18 protein-coding genes are annotated in these 17875 nt (G+C 64.7%); 6 read left to right on the top strand and 12 right to left on the bottom strand.

Features of this window, described 5'->3' with window-relative positions:
• Positions 1–5: 5 nt before the first annotated feature.
• On the bottom strand, positions 6–1085 hold the full coding sequence (locus tag AB4099_RS19530) for a citrate synthase/methylcitrate synthase (RefSeq protein ID WP_441479275.1): 1080 nt from the start codon (positions 1083–1085) through the stop codon (positions 6–8).
• Between the two features lie 84 nt (positions 1086–1169).
• Between AB4099_RS19530 and AB4099_RS19525 the strand changes: the two genes are divergently transcribed.
• Positions 1170–2315 (top strand): citrate synthase family protein, encoded by a 1146-nt coding sequence (locus AB4099_RS19525; RefSeq protein WP_441479274.1) that lies wholly within the window; start codon positions 1170–1172, stop codon positions 2313–2315.
• A gap of 20 nt (positions 2316–2335) precedes the next feature.
• Here AB4099_RS19525 and AB4099_RS19520 read toward each other — a convergent pair whose 3' ends face one another.
• Together AB4099_RS19520 and AB4099_RS19515 are read right to left on the bottom strand one after the other, a co-directional pair.
• Positions 2336–3010 carry an RraA family protein gene (locus AB4099_RS19520; protein ID WP_113515940.1) on the bottom strand — a complete coding sequence of 225 codons (675 nt, stop codon included), beginning with the start codon at positions 3008–3010 and terminating at the stop codon, positions 2336–2338.
• Positions 3011–3118: 108 nt separating this feature from the next.
• Positions 3119–4672, bottom strand: coding sequence for a phospholipase D family protein (locus tag AB4099_RS19515; protein ID WP_441479434.1), 1554 nt, complete (start codon positions 4670–4672; stop codon positions 3119–3121).
• A gap of 285 nt (positions 4673–4957) precedes the next feature.
• Here AB4099_RS19515 and AB4099_RS19510 point away from each other — a divergent pair, with 285 nt between their 5' ends.
• Together AB4099_RS19510 and AB4099_RS19505 are read left to right on the top strand one after the other, a co-directional pair.
• Positions 4958–5827, top strand: coding sequence for an endonuclease/exonuclease/phosphatase family protein (locus tag AB4099_RS19510; protein WP_441479273.1), 870 nt, complete (start codon positions 4958–4960; stop codon positions 5825–5827).
• Positions 5828–6050: 223 nt separating this feature from the next.
• Positions 6051–6686, top strand: a complete 636-nt coding sequence (locus AB4099_RS19505) for a pyridoxamine 5'-phosphate oxidase family protein (protein WP_113515784.1) — start codon at positions 6051–6053, stop codon at positions 6684–6686.
• 240 nt (positions 6687–6926) lie between these two features.
• Here AB4099_RS19505 and AB4099_RS19500 read toward each other — a convergent pair whose 3' ends face one another.
• The 3 genes from AB4099_RS19500 to AB4099_RS19490 all read right to left on the bottom strand — a co-directional run bounded on the left by AB4099_RS19500 (position 6927) and on the right by AB4099_RS19490 (position 9269).
• Complete coding sequence (locus AB4099_RS19500) at positions 6927–7616, bottom strand: isochorismatase family protein (protein ID WP_441479272.1); 690 nt, start codon at positions 7614–7616, stop codon at positions 6927–6929.
• A gap of 43 nt (positions 7617–7659) precedes the next feature.
• Positions 7660–8286 (bottom strand): isochorismate family cysteine hydrolase YcaC, encoded by a 627-nt coding sequence (ycaC, locus tag AB4099_RS19495; protein ID WP_441479271.1) that lies wholly within the window; start codon positions 8284–8286, stop codon positions 7660–7662.
• A gap of 101 nt (positions 8287–8387) precedes the next feature.
• Complete coding sequence (locus tag AB4099_RS19490) at positions 8388–9269, bottom strand: pirin family protein (RefSeq protein WP_441479270.1); 882 nt, start codon at positions 9267–9269, stop codon at positions 8388–8390.
• 125 nt (positions 9270–9394) lie between these two features.
• Between AB4099_RS19490 and AB4099_RS19485 the strand changes: the two genes are divergently transcribed.
• Positions 9395–10333 (top strand): LysR family transcriptional regulator, encoded by a 939-nt coding sequence (locus AB4099_RS19485; RefSeq protein ID WP_113515938.1) that lies wholly within the window; start codon positions 9395–9397, stop codon positions 10331–10333.
• Between the two features lie 23 nt (positions 10334–10356).
• Here AB4099_RS19485 and AB4099_RS19480 read toward each other — a convergent pair whose 3' ends face one another.
• Positions 10357–11025, bottom strand: coding sequence for a ceramidase domain-containing protein (locus AB4099_RS19480; protein ID WP_441479269.1), 669 nt, complete (start codon positions 11023–11025; stop codon positions 10357–10359).
• Positions 11026–11475: 450 nt separating this feature from the next.
• On the opposite strand from AB4099_RS19480, the gene AB4099_RS19475 reads away from it, so the two are divergent.
• Together AB4099_RS19475 and trmFO are read left to right on the top strand one after the other, a co-directional pair.
• Positions 11476–11628 carry a DUF1127 domain-containing protein gene (locus AB4099_RS19475; protein WP_113515780.1) on the top strand — a complete coding sequence of 51 codons (153 nt, stop codon included), beginning with the start codon at positions 11476–11478 and terminating at the stop codon, positions 11626–11628.
• 170 nt (positions 11629–11798) lie between these two features.
• The gene (gene trmFO, locus AB4099_RS19470) at positions 11799–13211 is read left to right on the top strand and encodes a methylenetetrahydrofolate--tRNA-(uracil(54)-C(5))-methyltransferase (FADH(2)-oxidizing) TrmFO (protein ID WP_441479268.1); all 1413 of its coding nucleotides are present in this window, start codon (positions 11799–11801) and stop codon (positions 13209–13211) included.
• A 148-nt stretch (positions 13212–13359) separates the two neighbouring features.
• On the opposite strand, the gene AB4099_RS19465 is transcribed toward trmFO, so the two are convergent.
• From AB4099_RS19465 to yajC, 5 genes are all read right to left on the bottom strand, one after another.
• On the bottom strand, positions 13360–14253 hold the full coding sequence (locus tag AB4099_RS19465; protein WP_441479267.1) for a phytoene/squalene synthase family protein: 894 nt from the start codon (positions 14251–14253) through the stop codon (positions 13360–13362).
• Between the two features lie 116 nt (positions 14254–14369).
• Positions 14370–14747, bottom strand: a complete 378-nt coding sequence (locus AB4099_RS19460) for an Mth938-like domain-containing protein (RefSeq protein WP_441479266.1) — start codon at positions 14745–14747, stop codon at positions 14370–14372.
• Positions 14748–14767: 20 nt separating this feature from the next.
• Positions 14768–15721 (bottom strand): protein translocase subunit SecF, encoded by a 954-nt coding sequence (secF, locus tag AB4099_RS19455; protein WP_113515776.1) that lies wholly within the window; start codon positions 15719–15721, stop codon positions 14768–14770.
• A gap of 28 nt (positions 15722–15749) precedes the next feature.
• Positions 15750–17360, bottom strand: a complete 1611-nt coding sequence (secD, locus tag AB4099_RS19450) for a protein translocase subunit SecD (RefSeq protein WP_113515775.1) — start codon at positions 17358–17360, stop codon at positions 15750–15752.
• A 53-nt stretch (positions 17361–17413) separates the two neighbouring features.
• A complete protein-coding gene (yajC, locus tag AB4099_RS19445; protein ID WP_113515774.1) occupies positions 17414–17689 on the bottom strand; it encodes a preprotein translocase subunit YajC in 276 nt (91 codons plus the stop codon).
• Positions 17690–17875 lie beyond the last annotated feature (186 nt).

Genomic DNA, 17875 nt, shown 5'->3' with positions numbered 1-17875 from the left:
GCCCGTCAGGCAGCACGTCTTGGCGCCGGACCGACATAGGTTGACTGGGGCCGAATGAGCCGACCGCCGACAACCTGTTCCTGGGCATGGGCGATCCAGCCGATCGTCCGTCCCATTGCGAAGACGCAGGTGAAACTCTCGGGCGGGAATGCGAGGGCTTCGAGCAGGAGGGCGGTGTAGAATTCGACATTCGTCTGCAGCGCGCGGTTCGGCTTCCGCTCGCGAAGAATAGCCAAGGCGGCCCGCTCGACCGCTTCGGCATAGGCGAGGCGGCCGGAATCCGCATCGAGCTGGCGTATCGCCCGCTTCAACGCGTCGGCACGAGGGTCACGCACGCGGTAGATGCGGTGCCCGAACCCCATGAGGCGATCGCCGCGCTGCAACGCCGCCTCCAGCCAGGCTCGTGCATTCCCCACCTCGCCGATCTCGTCGAGCATGTCGATCACCGGCCCAGGCGCTCCGCCATGCAGCGGCCCTTTCAGTGCGCTGAGCCCGGCCACGACGGCCGAGGTCAGTCCCGCCTGCGTCGATGCGACGACGCGGGCGGCGAAAGTCGAGGCATTCAGCCCATGATCGCAAACCGTGACGAGATAGGTATCCAGCGCCGTGGCCTGCGACGGGCTGGCAGCCTCGCCGCGCATCATCCGCAGGATGTCGGCCGAGTGGCCCAGCCGCACATCCGGCATGATCGGTGCGAGCCCGCGCTGCCGCCGTACGATCGCCGGCGTGAAGACGGCCGGCGCGGCCAGGAGGCGCAAGGCGGTCGCCGCATCATCGCCATCGGCCAATCGCGCCATCAACGCACGGAGCGCTTCGACCGGCGCGCGCCGGATGAGCGTCTCATCGAGGCTCGCCACCTCGCTGAACACATCCAGCCTGCTCTCGCCGAGCGCGGCCTCGAACGCATCACCGGACGGCAGTTCGTCGAAGAAGCCAGCGAGCATCAGCTGCGCCGCCTCGGCAAAGCTCACGCGGCCGGCAAGATCGTCGAGAAGATGCCCCCTGATGACCAACCGGCCGGCCGCCCCGTCCACGTCCGAGAGGACCGTCCGTGCTGCAACGACATTTTCCAACCCATCCGACATTGGACACTCCTTTGAAGAACTGCCTTGAGGATCGGTTCGGGCCGAACTAGAATCAATCTTGAACAATAAAATCAATATATGGCGATGAGCGATTGGTTGACCGCGCAAGAGGTGATGACGCGGCTGCAGCTGAAGCCGCAAACGCTCTACGCCTATGTGAGCCGGGGGCGGATCGAAGCGCGGGCCGATATCGGCGATCCGCGGCGCAGCCTCTATCGCGCGGCCGATGTCGCGCGGCTAGAATACCGGAAGTCGCGAGGGCGACGAAACGCGGCGATTGCCGAGGACGCCATCGCCTGGGGCGAGCCGGTTCTGCCATCGAGCATCACGACGATCGCACATGGACGGCTGTGGTATCGCGGTCAGGATGCCGAAACCCTGGCCCGGAGCGTCCGGCTCGAGGATATCGCCCGCCTGCTCTGGGCCTGCGGCGATGCGCGTTTTCCGCCTCAGTTCAACATCGTCGGCCCCGGAACCGGCAATCAGCGGATGTTCGCCATGATCGCGGCACGCGCCGCAGCAGACCCGGTGATCGGCAGCCGGACCCCGAAAGCCCTGTATTTCGAAGCAGCTTCAGTGCTGGACGCGCTCGTCGATGCGGTTGCCGGTCGCCCCGGCGAAGGCCCGATTCACGAGCGCATCGCGCGCGCCTGGGGCTGCGACCCAACGGGCGCCGATTTCATTCGCACCTGCCTCGTCCTGCTGGCGGACCATGAGCTGAATGCATCGACCTTCGCGGTCCGCGTCACGGCCTCGACCCGGGCCTCGCTCGCCGCCTGCGTCCTGGCAGGCCTGTCCGCGCTGTCAGGCCCCTTGCATGGCGGCATGTCGGCCCGGGTTCGCGCCTTCTTCGGCGAAGCGCGGCGGGAGGGTGTCGAGACCGCCGTCCAGTCGCGGCTAGCCCTAGGGACACCGGTGCCAGGTTTCGGGCACCCGCTCTATCCGGAGGGGGATCCTCGGGCGCGCGGGTTGCTGTCAGCCTTCCCTCTTCCCGCGGAATTCCAGGAAATCCGCCACGTCACGGAAGCGATCACCGGCGAAAGTCCCAACATCGACTTTGCCTTGACGGCCCTGGCGTCCTCGCTGGGCCTGCCGCAGGACGCCCCCTTCCAGATCTTCGCCGCGGCCCGTTGCACCGGCTGGATCGCCCATGCCCTGGAGCAGTTTCAGACTGGCCGCCTGATCCGGCCGCGAGCGCGCTATGTCGGGGTAGCGCCGGGCTCGGTGTAACCGGAATCCAATGCTGCCTGCTAAAGCACTCCGTGCCGTTCGAAAACCGAACGCAAGCTCGCGCCGGCGAGAAGCTCCTCGCGCGTCGTGTCTTCCGCCTCGATCTTGGCAAGGGCGAGCTTCACCACCTCCTCGGCAATGCGCTGCGGCACGATCACCACGCCGTCGGCATCACCGAAGATGAAGTCGCCCGGTTCGACCCGCGCTCCGCCGACTTCGACGGCCTCGTCAACCGCCATCATCTCAGCCCGGCCCCTGGTATCGAGCGGACCGATGCCGCCATGGAAGAGCGGGAAGCCGAGTTCGCGGATGCGGCGCACGTCGCGAACCAACCCGTCGGTCAGGCAACCGGCGGCGCCGCGCACCATCGAGGCCGTGGTCAGGAGCTCGCCCCAGGGCGCGATCCGGTCGGTCGGCCCGTCGCAGGCCAGCACGGCGATCTCGCCGGGTTTCAGGCTGTCGATCAGATCCATCTCGAGCGCGTAGGGATTATGGCCCTCGGGAAGATGATAGCGCTTCATGTAGAGCCCCGTCCGGGCGAAGCCGCAGAGCATCGTCGCGTCGTCGAGCGGCCGCACGAACGGCTTCACCGCCTGATTGGGAAAGCCGAGCTGATCGAGCACATCGGAAAGGACAGCAGAGTAGAGCCTGCCCTTCAAGGTTTCCAGATCAGGCAGGGCGGTCAAGGCTGACATCGCGATCTCCTTATGCGGCGCCAGCTTCCGTCTGCCATTCCCGAGCGTCAAGCCGCTCAGAGTTCTGCTGGTGGAACAGGGTGAGCTCCACTGGACACTCAGTCGCATCTAGAGTTGCGACTGGATCGGCAGGAGCCCGACGATGAACGCCAGCGCGCGGCGGGTTGGGCCCGCATCCGGCTCATGTCCAAGGCGCCGCGGCTTGCCGTCGCGCATGCCGTTCCAGTGCAGGCCGCCATCCTCGAGCGAGAGCTCGTAGCTGACTTCAGGCGCAGTATCAGCCCTGAAGAGCTGCCGCATCTCGGCCACCAGTTCAGGTTGCTCGAACAGCACGCCCATCTCGGTGTTCAGCGAAGCGGAGCGCGGGTCGAAATTGAAGGAGCCGATGAAGCCGGTCTTGCGATCGACCGTGAATGCCTTCGTGTGCAGACTGGCGCCGCTCGAGCCGAAGACGGAGATCTGCTGCCGGCTCGCATAGCGCTGCAGTTCGTAGAGGCGCACGCCCCCCTTCAGCAGGCGCTCACGATACTGGGCATAGGCACCGTGGACTGCCGCGACATCCGTTGCCGCCAGCGAGTTGGTCAGGATCGCGACATCGACCCCTCGTTCGACCAGACCGCTCAGTTGCGCCGTCCCGTCGCTGCCTGGAATGAAATAGGGAGAGGTAATCTCGAGCACCTCGCGACTGGCTGAAATGCTAGGCATGAGCGCGCCCAGCAACCAGTTCTCCCGTTTGCCACCGAAGGCCTTCTCGGGGGGATCCGAGATGATTTTGGCCTCTCGCGCCCAATGGATCTTCTCGGAGAGATTGAGCGTGTCTGTCAGCGACATGCGCTCGCGGACACGCTCGATATAGGGGCGCGCGCGGGCGCTCTTGAGCAGCTTCGCGAGCGCGCTCCGCAAGCGCGCCAGCTTCGGCTGCCGCCAGGTCACCAGGGCATCGATCGGGATAACCACGTCGCTGTTCCAGAAGGCGTCGAAGACAGCTTCCGTCTGCTTCACCGCGGCTCCGACGAGCAGAACGTCGAGATCCTGGAAGTTGGAGGATTTGGCAGCGGCGAAATATTCATTGCCGATGTTGCGGCCACCGACGATTGCCAGCCGACCATCGCTGATCCAGGCCTTGTTGTGCATCCGCCGCGTGACGGAGACCGCGCGCAGCACCATCTCGATGCCGCGCCGCAAGCCACCGCGCCGCGCCCGGCTCGGATTGAACAGTCTGACCGAGATATTCGGATGTCCATCGAGCGAGAGATAGGCACCGTCCAGCCCCCGGGTGTTGATGTCGTCGATCAACAGCCTGACCCGCACGCCACGATCGGCGGCTGCCAACAATTCATGGGCGAGAAGCAGTCCGGTCAGATCGTTCTTCCAGACATAGTACATCAGGTCGAGGCTGCGCCCGGCGCTGCGGGCCGCAACCGCCCTCGCCGCAAAAGCGTCGAGATTTTCAGAGAGCAGCAGGAGGCCGGTTTCGTTCTCGCGCCCGGCGACGAGCTGCGAGAGGATCCTGTCCAGCAGCGTCTCGTCATCGGCGACGGCCAGGGCGCTGGACGGCGCCCCCTTCGCACGCCGGGCGAAATGACCATAGGAATAGGTCGCGATGGCCGATGCCAGGGCAAGCAGGCCAACCAATGCAGCGATGATCAGGAGCAGGTGCATCATGGTCGGGGAGAGGCCGGGTCGTCGCAGCGAAAAACCAGTCGGGCGCTCGCGGCGAAGGTTGGATCCATCTCTCCTCTGCCAGATCTCGACGACACATGAACGACCGCTTGCCGGACACAGTATCGAGAACAGTCCGGGACAGGCCGAACAGACTGCATTACGAATCGTTCTATTACAAACAAACCTCTGCCCTTCACCCTTCCGCCTAATGCCTCAGGAATCACGTTGTTCATGTTCCGGAAACGTCGGCTCCCGCGGGGGCTCAAATCCCTCGGACCGCTGATGGCCACGGCTTTGCGGCAGCAACGCAAATCCTATTTCAACGGCGATCACCCCGCGGGCCGCGGCAACACGCTGGTCGCCTCCTATAACATCCACAAATGTGTGGGGCGCGACCGTCGTTTCAATCCTTGGCGCACGATGAACGTGATCAAGGAGATCGATGCGGATGTGATCGCGCTGCAGGAAGTCGATCAACGTTTCGGAGAGCGCCTGGGCCTGCTCGACCTTCACGTGCTGGAACGTGAATGCGGGCTCACGGCCGTGCCGCTCCGGGCCACCCGCAACGGGCATGGCTGGCATGGCAATCTGGTGCTGTTCCGCGACGGCGTGGTCGACAGGGTCGAGCAACTCGTGCTGCCCGGCGCCGAACCTCGCGGCGGACTGGTCGTCGACCTGACATTGCGCGCCGGTCCCGTTCGGATCATTGCCGTGCATCTTGGCCTGCTGCACCGCTCGCGGACGCGTCAGGTCCGGAGCATCCTTGCCGCCTCGGAACCACCGGACGGCCGCCCGGTCGTGGTGATGGGTGATTTCAACGAGTGGCGGCTTGGCAGGCACTCGTCCCTGCAGGAGCTTCATCCGGACTTTGGACCGCTTGATGGTGCCGTGGCGAGTTTCCCGACGCGTTTCCCGGTCTGGTCGCTCGACCGCATCATCGCCAACCCGCATGATCTGGTCTCGCTCATCGAGGTTCACGACAGCCCCCTCGCCCAGATCGCCTCCGATCATCTTCCGATCAAAGCCGCGCTCAGGCTGGGACACGCAGTTCGTCCTGGGCGCTCCCCATCCGGGGACCTCGTGACGGCTGGCTGGATCGAACACAGGGCCGAGCCTACGCCTCGGAGGCAAGGCGTGAAGAGCCCTCTTTGAGGAGCGATTCCCTGAGGCTCGCTCGGTGACGCTTTGGCCCCAGGCCCGGCTCTGAGGAAGCGTCACAGGCGAGCAGCGCCCATATCGCTGGGTAAGCACCTCCGCCATGCATCCAGGCGCGCCGCCTCTGGTGGCGCCATCCGACATCTAACGCTAGCTTGCGCGACAATCGATCGATCAGCCGGTCACGCGGTTGGCACCATGCAAAAGGCGAGAGGACTTCATGACTGCGACAGCCACCGAGCCGGCAGCGTTGATCGAGGATGCGGTTGAACTGCGGAGCCATATCGGCCCGGTCAACCCGATCGCCGACAGCAAGGTGCTGAAGCATCTCGATCAGTTCTGCCGCGACTTCATCGCGCTCTCGCCCTTCCTTGTCATCGCCAGCGGCGATGGCGCAGGTGGCGCCGACGCCAGCCCGCGCGGCGATGCGCCCGGCTTCGTCAGGATCCTCGACAACAGCACGCTGCTGATCCCGGACCGGCGTGGCAACAATCGGGTCGACACCTTTGGCAACATCCTCGCGTCGCCGGGCATAGGCCTGATCTTCATGGTGCCCGGCATCAACGAGACCTTGCGGGTGAACGGCCGCGCCAGGGTGACGCGCGAACACGGCCTGCTCGAACCCTCCACCGTCCAGGAGCGTACCCCGGTTACCGGCATGCTGGTCGAGGTCGACGAAGCCTATTTCCATTGTGGCAAAGCGTTGATCCGCTCGAAACTCTGGGACCCCGCGACGCAGGTCCCGCGGCACAGCTTCCCTTCGCTTGGCCGGATCGTGGCGGAGCAGACCAAGGCGATCGGGGTGGCCGAGGCCGAAGCGAATCTCGCGGAAGGCTACAAATCGCGACTTTACTAGAGTTCGCGCCGCAGGAGTTGCGGGATGCTTGGGGTTCGGCAGCGCTTTGACCGCCGCCGCTCGGACCTGTTCGCCTGTCTGCTCGGCATCTGCTCGCCTGTCATGCCGGCGAGGGCCGAAGCCGCGGGCCCCGGATTTCTGGGCCGTCACGGGCGTTGCCGGGAATGATGTCCTCCCCCTGCGCGCAGGGTCGAAGCTGCCGGGTGGGGCGCCAAGAGGGCGCCCCACCCGGCGCAATCGTCAGCTGCGCTGCGAGTCGAGCTGCTCGTGGTTCTTCTCGACCTCCTGCGCCTTCATGTAGCTCTCGATCAGAAGCTGATAGGGCGGGAAGATCTTGGTGTAGACCTCCGCCCATTGCTGGGCGTCGTCGCGATGCCAGGTCTTCTGCAGCTCCGAGGCGACGGCCGCGGTGTCGATCGGCACGACCCCGGCCTGAACGACGCGGGCGAGCGTGATCTCCTGTGCCATCTTCGAATAGGTGCCGGAGGCGTCGATCACCGCGAAGACCTTGTAACCATCGGCAACCGCGCTGATGCTCGGGAAGGCCATGCAGACGCTGGTGATGGTGCCGGCGATGATCAGCGTCTTGCGGCCGGTCGCTTTCACCGCAGCGACGAAGTCCGGATTGTCCCAGGCATTGATCTCGCCGCGACGCGCAACATAGGTCGCGTGCGGAGCGTTCTGGTGGATCTCCGGGATCAGCGGACCGTTCGGCCCCTGCGGCACCGACGCCGTGGTGACCACCGGCATCTTGCTCAGCGTGGCCATTCTGGCCAGCGCGGCGGCATGGGCACGCAGCGTCGGCATCGGCATATCCGCGACGGTCTGGAACAGCCCGCTCTGATGGTCGATCAGCAGCATCACGGCATCGTTCGGATCGATGACCGGCCGCTGGCCGTTGAAGTTCGCAATATTCGCAAAGGTGCTCATGGTTGTCCTCCTGTGGGCTGGGTTGATGCGGTTGCGAAACCGGTCACTTCGACGACTTCACCGCGCTGTAGCTGGAGATCAGGTTGCGATAGTCGGGGATGTGGTTGGAGAAGAGCGCCCCCAGGCCTTCGACATCGTTGCGCCAATCGCGGTGCAGTTCGCAGGCAACGCCGAACCAGGTCATCAGCTGCGCCCCCGCTTCCGACATGCGGTCCCAGGCCGAGTCCCGGGTGATCTCGTTGAAGGTGCCCGAGGCGTCCGTCACGACAAAGACCTCGTAGCCCTCGGCCAACGCGGAGAGCGCCGGAAACGCCACGCAGACCTCGGTCACCACGCCCGCAATGATCAGTTGCTTGCGCCCGGTCGCCTTGACCGCCTTGACGAAATCCTCGTTGTCCCAGGCGTTGATCTGACCCGGGCGCGGGATGAAGGGAGCTGAGGGGAAGATCTCCTTCAGCTCCGGAACCAGGGGTCCATTCGGCCCATCCTCGAAGCTCGTCGTCAGGATGGTGGGCAGCTTGAAGTATTTGGCGAGGTCGGCGAGCGCCAGGACGTTGTTCTTGAATTGATCAGGGCCTACATCGCGAACGAGCGACAGCAGGCCCGCCTGATGGTCGACAAGCAGCACCGCGGCATTGTCCTTGTCCAGGCGCGCATAAGGCTTGGTCATTGTCATGATCCTTGCTGGTCTTGAGGTTCCGCTGTTTTGGGCAGCGCTTGCGCTGCCACTCCAGGAATGGCTCCGGCGCGGACATCCGGAGCCTCCTGTCCTCAGCGCCCGTCCGCGGCCCGCGGGATGACGCCGAACCGGCCGCTTTGGAAATCGATCATCGCCTGACGGATCTCCTCGGCCGTGTTCATGACGAAGGGGCCATGCATGACGACCGGCTCGTCGATCGGCGCACCACTGACGATCAGCACCGAGGCGTCGCTGTCGGCCTCCAGCCTCACCTCGCCGCCAAGGCGGTCGAACAGGATGAACTGTGCTTCCCGCGCCTTGTCCGCGCCGTTGATCAGGATGTTGCCACGCAGGACGACGACGCCGAGGGTGTGGCCCTCCGGCAGGACGAGCGAAGTTGCCCCGTCGCGCCGCAACTGCAGGTCCCAGATATTGATGGGCGTGAACGTATGCGCCGGCCCGAGATGGCCCCGATAATTGCCCGCGATCACCCTGAGCGTACCCGCCTCATCGGGCAGCTTGACTGCAGGGATCTCCTTGTCGAGCAGCGTCTGGTAGCCGGGAGTCGCGCTCTTGTCCTTGGCTGGGAGGTTGACCCAGAGCTGAACCATCTCGAGCGTGCCCCCCTTGCGGGTGAAGGCTTCCGAGTGGAACTCCTCGTGCAGGATTCCTGACGCCGCCGTCATCCACTGCACGTCGCCAGGGCCGATCAACCCGCCCTTGCCGGTTGAATCGCGATGTTCGACCTCACCCTGATAGACGATGGTCACCGTCTCGAAGCCGCGATGCGGGTGCGTGCCGACACCACGAGGCCGAGAGGCCGGCGCGAACTGTGCCGGCCCGGCATAGTCGAGCAGCAGGAACGGGCTGACATGCTCGCCCTGACCGGCATGCGAGAACATTGAGCGGACGGGAAAGCCATCCCCGATCCAATGAGGATGCGGGCTGCTGAAGACCCCGAGAACCTTTCTCATTGCGTTTCTCCTTGGGAGCATTGCAAAGGCATTGCGTTGACCAGGAGAATATGAATGAGACAAAAATGGCGGTAGACGGCATTATCTAACCACACTGTCCTATGAACAGGACAATGGAGCATCCGATGCAGGATCTGAACGATCTCTATTTCTTCGCTCAGGTCGTCGACCATCAGGGTTTCGCTGCGGCAGCCCGGGCGCTGGGAATGCCGCGCTCGCGGCTGAGCCGCCGGCTGGCGCTGCTGGAGGAGCGACTGGGCGTGCGTCTCGTGCAGCGCTCGACGCGCCGCTTCGCCGTCACCGAGATTGGCCGCGAGTATTATCGCCATTGCGTCGCGATGCTGGTCGAGGTCGACGCGGGCCAGGAAGCGATCGAGCGGGCGCGGGCGGCTCCTCAGGGCATCGTGCGCGTCGCCTGCCCGTCAGCCGTGCTCTACTTTCAGGTCGGCGGCATGGTCGCCCGCTTCCTGGCGGCCTGCCCCAAGGTCGAAGTGCAACTGGAAAGCACCAATCGGCGTGTCGACGTCATTCGCGAAGGCTTCGACATCGCCATCCGTGTTCGCTTCCCACCATTGGAGGAAAGCGAGTTGGTGATGAAGGTCCTGGCCGAGAGCACCCAGCGGCTGGTCGCGGCGCCGCGCGTGCTGCAGGGCCTATCACGACCTCTCGTTCCAGCCGACCTCAGCGCGTTGCCCAGCTTGTCCTGGGGAGATCCGCATCAGGACCATGAATGGCGCCTCAACGGACCAAACGGCGCCACGGCCATCATCCGACACAGCCCTCGGCTGGTCACGGAGGACATGGTCGCGCTGCGGCTTGCCGCTCTCCAGGGCGTCGGCGTCCTCCAACTCCCGACGATGGTTGTCCAGGACGACCTGAAAGCCGGAACGCTGGTCGAGGTCCTGCCGCAATGGGCCCCGCGCGCCGGCATCATCCACGCCGTCTTTCCGTCGCGGCGTGGTCTCCTGCCCTCCGTCCGCGCCTTGCTCGATAGCCTGGCGGCCGAATACGCCGTGCTCGACCGGGCCGAGAAGGAGGCCTTCGCCGTCGCGGGCGGACCGTGATCCGCAACGGTCGGATCATATCATCAGTTCGCCGACGTCCGCTCGATCACCGCACGCAGCAAGAGATAGAGCACCAATGCGTTCAGCAGGTGCCAGAGCCAATGCGTGCCGAAGGGGATGCTCTGGCACAGAACCTGGTCCAGCGTGCGCAAGCTGAGCGACAGCGCAAAGACAAACCCGGCGAGGCCGACCAGACGTGCCGCCGCATCGCCCTCACCTCGCATCCGCACCGCGAACGCGACCCCAAACAGCGCCAGCACGAAGGAGGCATATCCGCCGGAGGCGCGCATGCTGGGCGGCAGCAGCGCGCCAAGCCCCGACACGAGCAGGAAGGACGCAAGAAGGAAAACCAGCGTACCGCCCACCGCAACGGCTGGCCGCGCCCCGATGAACCGGACGAGAGCCAACCCGAAATAGGAGAACGCGAAGAACTGGATCGGAAGCACATCGGCCAGCAGCGTCCAGCGTTGCGGCATCGTGTGGAACAGGAACGAGCCGATACCGATCATGACGACAAGAGCAATCAGCGCGGCAGCTGCCCAGTCGCGCCGACGCGAGCGCCGATAGAGCACAAAGCCCGCGATCGCGGCCAGGATGAAGGCGCCATTGCTGAGTGCGTTCATCGGCTCCGCCCAGAAGGCCTGGCTGGCGCGTTCGCTGTAGCCGAAGAACATGATCGCTTGTGGCGACACCAGCAGTTTCTCCGGCGTAAGCCACAGCTTGCCACAGCGCCCCGGCGACGGCGACGCAAGCGCGACATTGCGGCGCAACATAAACCTTGACGCAAAAGCGTGAGGGCCGCGGAAAACCGGCCCGTGCCGGGTTCTTCCGATTCGAGTCAGGCGCGCATGGCGGAGCACTGCATGCCGCCTAATTTCGCGCCACATCGGAATCGACCCCTTGGTGACGAACCGAAATAGCCCGCAATTTAGGCAATCGACCTTGCTTGGTTAATGGTTTCCTACGCAACAGACGCGGGGCGTGGCAAAAATGTAAAGGGCTGGTTAAATCGCCATGCGCAAATCGCATAACGGAATTGATATCCTGCCCCTCCAATTGGCAGACAGCCTCCCTTATATGCAGTGCACAACGAATTCATCGTTGTCGGGCCAGAAATGACCCGGCACCCAGGAGCCAAACCAATGTTCGTCACCATGATTGCTGCTAAAATCCGCGCCTATCTTCGCTATCGCGAAACCGTCCGTGAGCTCTCGCGTCTGACCGACCGTGAGCTGGACGATCTCGGCCTGTCCCGTTCGGAAATCCAGTACGTCGCCCGTTCGCACGCTGCCTGATTACTGTCCGCGCCTACCGAGATTATAGTTTCTCCTGGGCCTGCGTCCTCCCCGCAGCCCGGTCGAAGAGCGAATGCCCGCCTCCTCCCAGGCGGGCATTTTGCGTTTCAGAGCTGCGTCACAGACGCCTCTCTCTTGACCTTCGGCCCGCCTGCGGACACATCGCAGGCATGAGCACGAAACCAATCCATGTCATCGGCGGTGGCCTCGCCGGTTCTGAAGCCACCTGGCAGATCGCGGAAGCCGGAGTCCCGGTTGTCTTGCACGAGATGCGCCCCGTTCGCGGCACCGACGCGCACAAGACCGAGGGGTTGGCGGAGCTCGTCTGCTCCAACTCCTTCCGCTCCGACGATTCCTCGTCCAACGCTGTCGGCCAACTGCATTGGGAGATGCGCCGGCTCAGCTCGCTGATCATGGCCAAGGGCGATGCCCATCAGGTCCCGGCCGGCGGAGCGCTGGCGGTCGACCGTGACGGCTTCTCGCAGGCGGTCACCGCCGCATTGGAAGCCCATCCGCTCGTCACCGTCGAACGTGGCGAGATCGCCGGCCTGCCACCGGCAGACTGGGACAATGTCATCATCGCGACCGGCCCCCTCACCTCGCCGGCGCTCGCCGACGGGATCAAGTCCCTGACCGGCGAGACCGAACTCGCCTTCTTCGACGCCATCGCCCCAATCGTCCATTTCGACTCGATCGACATGGACCAGGCCTGGTTCCAGTCGCGTTACGACAAGGCCGGGCCCGGCGGCACCGGCGCCGATTACATCAACTGCCCGCTCGACCGCGACCAGTACGAGGCCTTCATCGACGCACTGCTGGCGGCAGAGAAGACCGAGTTCAAGGAGTGGGAGGGCACGCCCTATTTCGATGGCTGCCTGCCGATCGAGGTCATGGCCGAGCGCGGGCGGGAGACACTGCGCTGGGGCCCCATGAAACCGGTCGGCCTGACCAACAAGCACAACCCGACAGTGAAGGCCTATGCGGTCGTGCAGCTGCGCCAGGACAATGCGCTCGGCACGCTGTTCAACATGACCGGCTTCCAGACCAAGCTGAAATACGGCGAGCAGGCCGCGATCTTCCGGATGATCCCCGGACTGCAGAATGCCGAATTTGCTCGCCTGGGCGGCATCCACCGCAACACGTATCTCAACTCGCCGAAGCTGCTTTCTCCGTCCCTGCAGCTGAAGGCCGATCCGCGCCTTCGCTTCGCCGGACAGATCACCGGCTGCGAGGGCTACGTCGAGAGCGCCGCCATCGGCCTGCTCACCGGACGCATGGCCGCCGCGGAGCGGCTCGGACGCCCGCTCGAACTGCCCCCTGCGACGACGGCGCTGGGCGCACTGGTCAACCACATCACCGGCGGGCACATCGTCACCATCGACGAGGGGCCGCGCTCCTTCCAGCCGATGAACATCAATTTCGGCCTGTTCCCGCACATCGAGGACGCGCCCAAGACGGGGCCGGACGGCAAACGCCTGAAGGGCCCTGCCAAGAGCGTGGCCCGCAAGCAGGCACTGACGGCGCGGGCGAAGGACCATCTCGATGTGTGGGCCGGCGCCGCTGCGGCTGAGGCGGCAGAGTAGAGCGCCTTCGGCGTGTAGGGTAATCCACTCCACCCCTCTCCTTCAGGGAGAGGGTTTTTTCACGCCAGGCTCGGCGTCCGGCGAATTATTGCTTCGGCCCGAAACGTGGATTGCGACTTTTGGGAACGCCGATGCAAACGCGCGCGATCTAACCCCGCATTGCCTTCCGGGCCGCGCGCCAGAGAATCCAGTGCCGCTGCCAGGCCGGCAGCGTGATGATGCTCCGAAACGGGTCGTAGCCGTTGCGCTCCATCTTCTTCAGATAGGGCTCGACCAGGGCGACCGGCAGGAAGGCCGGCACGAGCGTAGCCGGAATCGTCTCGCGCAGTTCCCGCAGCTTGGCGAGATGCTTGCGCGCAATCGCTCGGAGTTCCTTCAGGCTGTAGAGCACGCCGGGCCCGCCGCGCCCCCGCACGATGTCGTCGCGGATCACCCCGTTGCGGGCGAGGATCTCCGCCGGCACGTAGACCTGGCCTGCCGCCGCATGCCAGGGAAAAGCGCGCAGCAAGCCGGTCAGGGCATAGGCGACGCCGGCATGGCCACAGGCCGCCGCGCCGCCGGGATCACGCCCCTCGGCCAGGATGATCGACGCAAGCCGGAAGAGCGCACTCGCCGTTTCGCCGGCATAGCCCTCGAGATCGCCGAGAGAGGGCATCGGATCGTCGTAGAGATCGAAGATGCGCGCCTCGATCAACCCGGTCAGCGGCGCGATCGGCAGGCGGTAATGCAGGATGGTGTCGAGCAACGCGGCGGCAACCGGATGGGCGTGCACCTCGCCCTTGGCGTCGCCCTCCAGCAGGTCGCGCCACCATTGCAACCTGACCTCGCCGGGCAGAGGCTCGCTCACCGCGGCGCGAACCCTGGCGATCTCGTGGCTGAACGCATAGAGCGCGAAAAGACCGGGCCGTACGGCCTCGGGCGCGTAGAGACTGGCGATATAGCGATCGTGATCGGCCTCGCGCACCAGCGCAGCACAATGAGCATAGGCCTCCGGCAGGGCCTCGGGCAGCGTCTCGCGGCGATCGTCAGTTCTGGTCGTCATGCGGATCGTCCCGCCCAGGCAGTCGCCTCACAGGCACAGCCTTGGATCAAGTGTCAGTCTAGGCCAGGCAAGGCCGGGCTGGCTACGCCCCACGAGCATGATCGCCGCGCGCCTTGCTACTCAACCGCGATCAGCGCCGCCGCTACACGCCGGTCTTCGCCGACGAGAACATTGTAGGTCCGCGCCGCAGCCCCCGTCGCCATACCCTCGATGGTGATGCCGGCGGCGCGAAAGCGTTCGCGCAGGGCTGCGGGCACGAAGGCGATGTCGTGTCCGGTGCCGATCAACAGGAAGTCGATCGTATCGGCAGCATCGAGAACGGGCTGGAGGCTCTCAATCGTCACCTCCGCGAAGGACGAGACCGGCCAAATTTGGACCCCAGCCGGCAAGGCCAGGATCGAGCCGCGATGGCTCATATCGGCAAACCGGAACCCGCCCGCTCCGAAGGCATCGATTTGATGCCGCCCGGGAACGAAGCCTTCAAAGCGTGGCATGATCAGGGCGCTCCGCCCGCTCAGCTCGCCTTCGGCTTGGCTCCGGCTGGAACCTTCTCTTCGACATCCGCATCAAGGCGCCCGGCGCGCACATCGAGATAGAGCAGCACGGGCGTCGAGATGAACATCGCCGAATAGGTGCAAACCACCACGCCGAAGAGCATGACGAGCGCAAAGCCTTCGATCGCCGTGCCGCCGAAGAGCACCAGCGCGATCAGCGAGAGAACGGTCGTCGTGGCGGTCATTGCGGTGCGCGACAGCGTCGAGTTGACCGAGAGGTCGAGCAGTTCCTGGACCGGCATGGTCTTGTAGCGGCGCAGCAATTCGCGCGTGCGGTCGAACACCACCACGGTCTCGTTCAGCGAGTACCCGACGATCGTCAGAATCGCCGCGATCGAGGTCAGGTTGAATTCGAGCTGCGTGATCAGGAAGAAGCCGACGGTCAGCACGATATCGTGCAGGGTACCGACGATCGCGCCGATCGCGAGCTGCATCTCGAAGCGGAACCAGAGATAGATCAGCACGCCGACAATGGCGAGCACGACGCCAAGCGTACCGGCCTGGACCAGCTCGCCCGACACGCGCGGACCGACGGTCTCGACCCGGCGGAAATCGTGCGTGCCCGCGAAAGCCTCGCGTGCCTTCGCGACCACGGCCTGCTGGGCCGTTTCGCCGCCGGGCTGCAGCGCAAAGCGCATCGAGATGTCGCCGGCGCTGCCGAATTCCTGGACCTCGACTTCGCCGAAGCCGAAACCATTGGCCGTATGGCGGACCGAGGCGATCTCGGCCTTGCCGGCCTTGGCCTGCATCTCGATCAGCGTACCGCCGCGGAAGTCGATGCCGAAATTCAGCCCCACCGTGAGGAAGAGCACCAGGACGAGAATCGAATAGGCCGCCGAAAACGGATAGCTGAAGCGCCGGAAGCGGACGATTTTGAAACGGGTATTGTCGGGAACGATGCGAAGCAGACGCATGCGCGTATCTCCTGTCGGGTCGGCAGCGTCAGAACGGAAGGGCCTTGGGCCGAGCCCAGCGATACCACAGCGCGATCAGCATCCTGGTCAGCGTCACGGCCGTGATCACGGTCGTCAGAATGCCCAGGATGAAGACCACGGCGAAGCCGCGCACCGGTCCCGAACCCAGTGAGAACAGCGCAACTGCTGCGATCAGCATGGTGACGTTCGAGTCGATGATCGTCGCAAAGGCTCGTTGGAACCCAGCTTCGAGCGCCGAGACCAATGAGCGGCCCATATGCGATTCCTCTCGCATGCGCTCATAGATCAGCACGTTGGAATCGACCGCCGTGCCAATGGTGAGCACGATGCCGGCGATGCCTGGCAAGGTCATGGTTGCCCCGAGCAACGACATCAGTCCGAAGATCAGACAGACATGGACGAGCAGCGCCACGCTCGCGATGACCCCGAAGACCCCATAGGTCAGGACCATGTAGAGGATCACAAGCGCGGTCGCGATCAGCGTCGCCATCTTGCCCGCCTGGATCGAGTCCTGACCAAGGCCCGGGCCGACGGTACGCTCCTCGACGATGGTCATCTTGGCCGGCAGGGCGCCGGCGCGCAGCAGAATCGCCAGGTTGTTCACGGACTCGACCGTGAAATTGCCCGAGATCTGACCCGAGCCGCCGGTAATCGGCGACTGGATGACCGGAGCCGAGATCACCTTGTTGTCGAGCACGATTGCCAGCGCCCGCCCGAGATTCTCGGTCGTCGCCTGGCCAAAGCGCTGGGCACCACGGATATTGAAGCGGAAATTGACGATCGGCTGGCTGGTGCGCTGGTCGAAGGCAGGCTGCGCGTCGATCAGGTCTTCGCCCTCGACGATGACCTGACGGCTCACCGGCACAAGCTGACCGCCGGCATCCTGCGAGGGCAGCATGTCGACATCACCGCTGTTCTGGTCGGCGACCATGCGGAACTGCAGCTTGGCGGTATCGCCAAGGATGTGCTTCAGCCGTTGCGGGTCCTGCAGGCCCGGCACCTGGACAAGAATGCGATCAAGTCCCTGGCGCTGGATATTTGGTTCGGTGGTGCCGAGCGCGTCGACGCGTCGGCGCAATACTTCCATGGCTTGCTCGACGGCACGACGCACGCGCTCATTGGCCCCCGCCTCTGTCAGCTGGAGCTGAACCAGGCCGTCAGGCTGCTCGGAGACCTCGATCGACTGGGTGCCCGAAGGGCCGAAGGCGCCGAGCGTACCGACCGGTTGCGCCAGCTCCCGAAGCTTCGGCAACAGCTTGGCACGGTCGCTCGCCTCCGGCACACGCACCTGCACGCCACGCGCAGTCAGGCCGATACCGCCCTGAAAGGCGATGCGCTCCTCGCGCAGGATGCGCCGCATATCGTCGCGAAGCTGCGTCACCTGCGTCTTGATCAGGTCGGCCCTGTCGATCTCAAGCAGAACATGCGAGCCGCCCTGCAGATCGAGGCCAAGCGTCACGGCATGGATCGGCAGCAGGAACCGCGGAATCCAGGACGGGGCGCCCTGCTCGATCGCCTTTCGGGTCTCGGGCGAAAACAGGTTCGGCAAAGCCAGCCCGCAACCGAAGAGCAGGACGAGGAGAACCGCGATGACCTTGCGGGCCTGGAAACGAAGCATCTGCGTGAACAGCCTTGTTGTCGCGCGCCGACCCGTCAGGGCCGGGACGCCATTCAGCTCTTGACCGGCTCGCTCTTGGAGCGGACGTCCTGGATCATGCCCTTGACCAGCCGGACGCGAACGCCATCGGCAATCTCGGCCTCGATCTCGCCGTCGTCGATCACTTTCGACACCTTGGCCACGATACCGCCCGAGGTCACGACCGTGTCACCGCGCCGCACGTTCTTGATCATCTCCTGATGCGTCTTCACCCGCTTCTGCTGCGGACGGATGATCAGGAACCACATGATCACGAAGATCAGCACGAACGGAACGAAGTTCATCAGCATTTCGGGCGTTCCGCCACCGATACCTTGGGCAAATGCAGGGGTAATCACAAAAAGGCTCCTTCACAGCGGCGGCGCGGGCGCGCCTGCCGTCGATGCGGTTGCGGCTTCGTCAGGTCAAAAATCGCGCGGACTATAGCCAGAGACGCCGTTAAATCAATTGTCGGTGCGGCGAAGAACCGACCGCGT

It is taken from the genome of Allobosea sp. 2KB_26 (assembly GCF_052115715.1).
In the GTDB taxonomy this organism is placed as follows: Bacteria; Pseudomonadota; Alphaproteobacteria; order Rhizobiales; family Beijerinckiaceae; genus Allobosea.
Note: the sequence above shows the minus strand (reverse complement) of the source record. Positions and strands in the feature narration are given on the sequence as shown.

Excerpts from the sequence above, each read along its gene's own strand:
- ycaC (WP_441479271.1), bottom strand. The coding sequence starts at position 8,286 with ATGACCAAGCCTTATGCGCGCCTGGACAAGGACAATGCCGCGGTGCTG.
- secD (WP_113515775.1), bottom strand. The coding sequence starts at position 17,360 with ATGCTTCGTTTCCAGGCCCGCAAGGTCATCGCGGTTCTCCTCGTCCTG.
- AB4099_RS19520 (WP_113515940.1), bottom strand. The coding sequence starts at position 3,010 with ATGTCAGCCTTGACCGCCCTGCCTGATCTGGAAACCTTGAAGGGCAGG.
- AB4099_RS19525 (WP_441479274.1), top strand. The coding sequence starts at position 1,170 with ATGAGCGATTGGTTGACCGCGCAAGAGGTGATGACGCGGCTGCAGCTG.
- AB4099_RS19465 (WP_441479267.1), bottom strand. The coding sequence starts at position 14,253 with ATGACGACCAGAACTGACGATCGCCGCGAGACGCTGCCCGAGGCCCTG.
- secF (WP_113515776.1), bottom strand. The coding sequence starts at position 15,721 with ATGCGTCTGCTTCGCATCGTTCCCGACAATACCCGTTTCAAAATCGTC.
- AB4099_RS19485 (WP_113515938.1), top strand. The coding sequence starts at position 9,395 with ATGCAGGATCTGAACGATCTCTATTTCTTCGCTCAGGTCGTCGACCAT.
- AB4099_RS19505 (WP_113515784.1), top strand. The coding sequence starts at position 6,051 with ATGACTGCGACAGCCACCGAGCCGGCAGCGTTGATCGAGGATGCGGTT.
- AB4099_RS19475 (WP_113515780.1), top strand. The coding sequence starts at position 11,476 with ATGTTCGTCACCATGATTGCTGCTAAAATCCGCGCCTATCTTCGCTAT.
- AB4099_RS19460 (WP_441479266.1), bottom strand. The coding sequence starts at position 14,747 with ATGCCACGCTTTGAAGGCTTCGTTCCCGGGCGGCATCAAATCGATGCC.
- trmFO (WP_441479268.1), top strand. The coding sequence starts at position 11,799 with ATGAGCACGAAACCAATCCATGTCATCGGCGGTGGCCTCGCCGGTTCT.
- AB4099_RS19530 (WP_441479275.1), bottom strand. The coding sequence starts at position 1,085 with ATGTCGGATGGGTTGGAAAATGTCGTTGCAGCACGGACGGTCCTCTCG.
- AB4099_RS19500 (WP_441479272.1), bottom strand. The coding sequence starts at position 7,616 with ATGAGCACCTTTGCGAATATTGCGAACTTCAACGGCCAGCGGCCGGTC.
- yajC (WP_113515774.1), bottom strand. The coding sequence starts at position 17,689 with ATGCTGATGAACTTCGTTCCGTTCGTGCTGATCTTCGTGATCATGTGG.
- AB4099_RS19510 (WP_441479273.1), top strand. The coding sequence starts at position 4,958 with ATGGCCACGGCTTTGCGGCAGCAACGCAAATCCTATTTCAACGGCGAT.
- AB4099_RS19515 (WP_441479434.1), bottom strand. The coding sequence starts at position 4,672 with ATGCACCTGCTCCTGATCATCGCTGCATTGGTTGGCCTGCTTGCCCTG.
- AB4099_RS19490 (WP_441479270.1), bottom strand. The coding sequence starts at position 9,269 with ATGAGAAAGGTTCTCGGGGTCTTCAGCAGCCCGCATCCTCATTGGATC.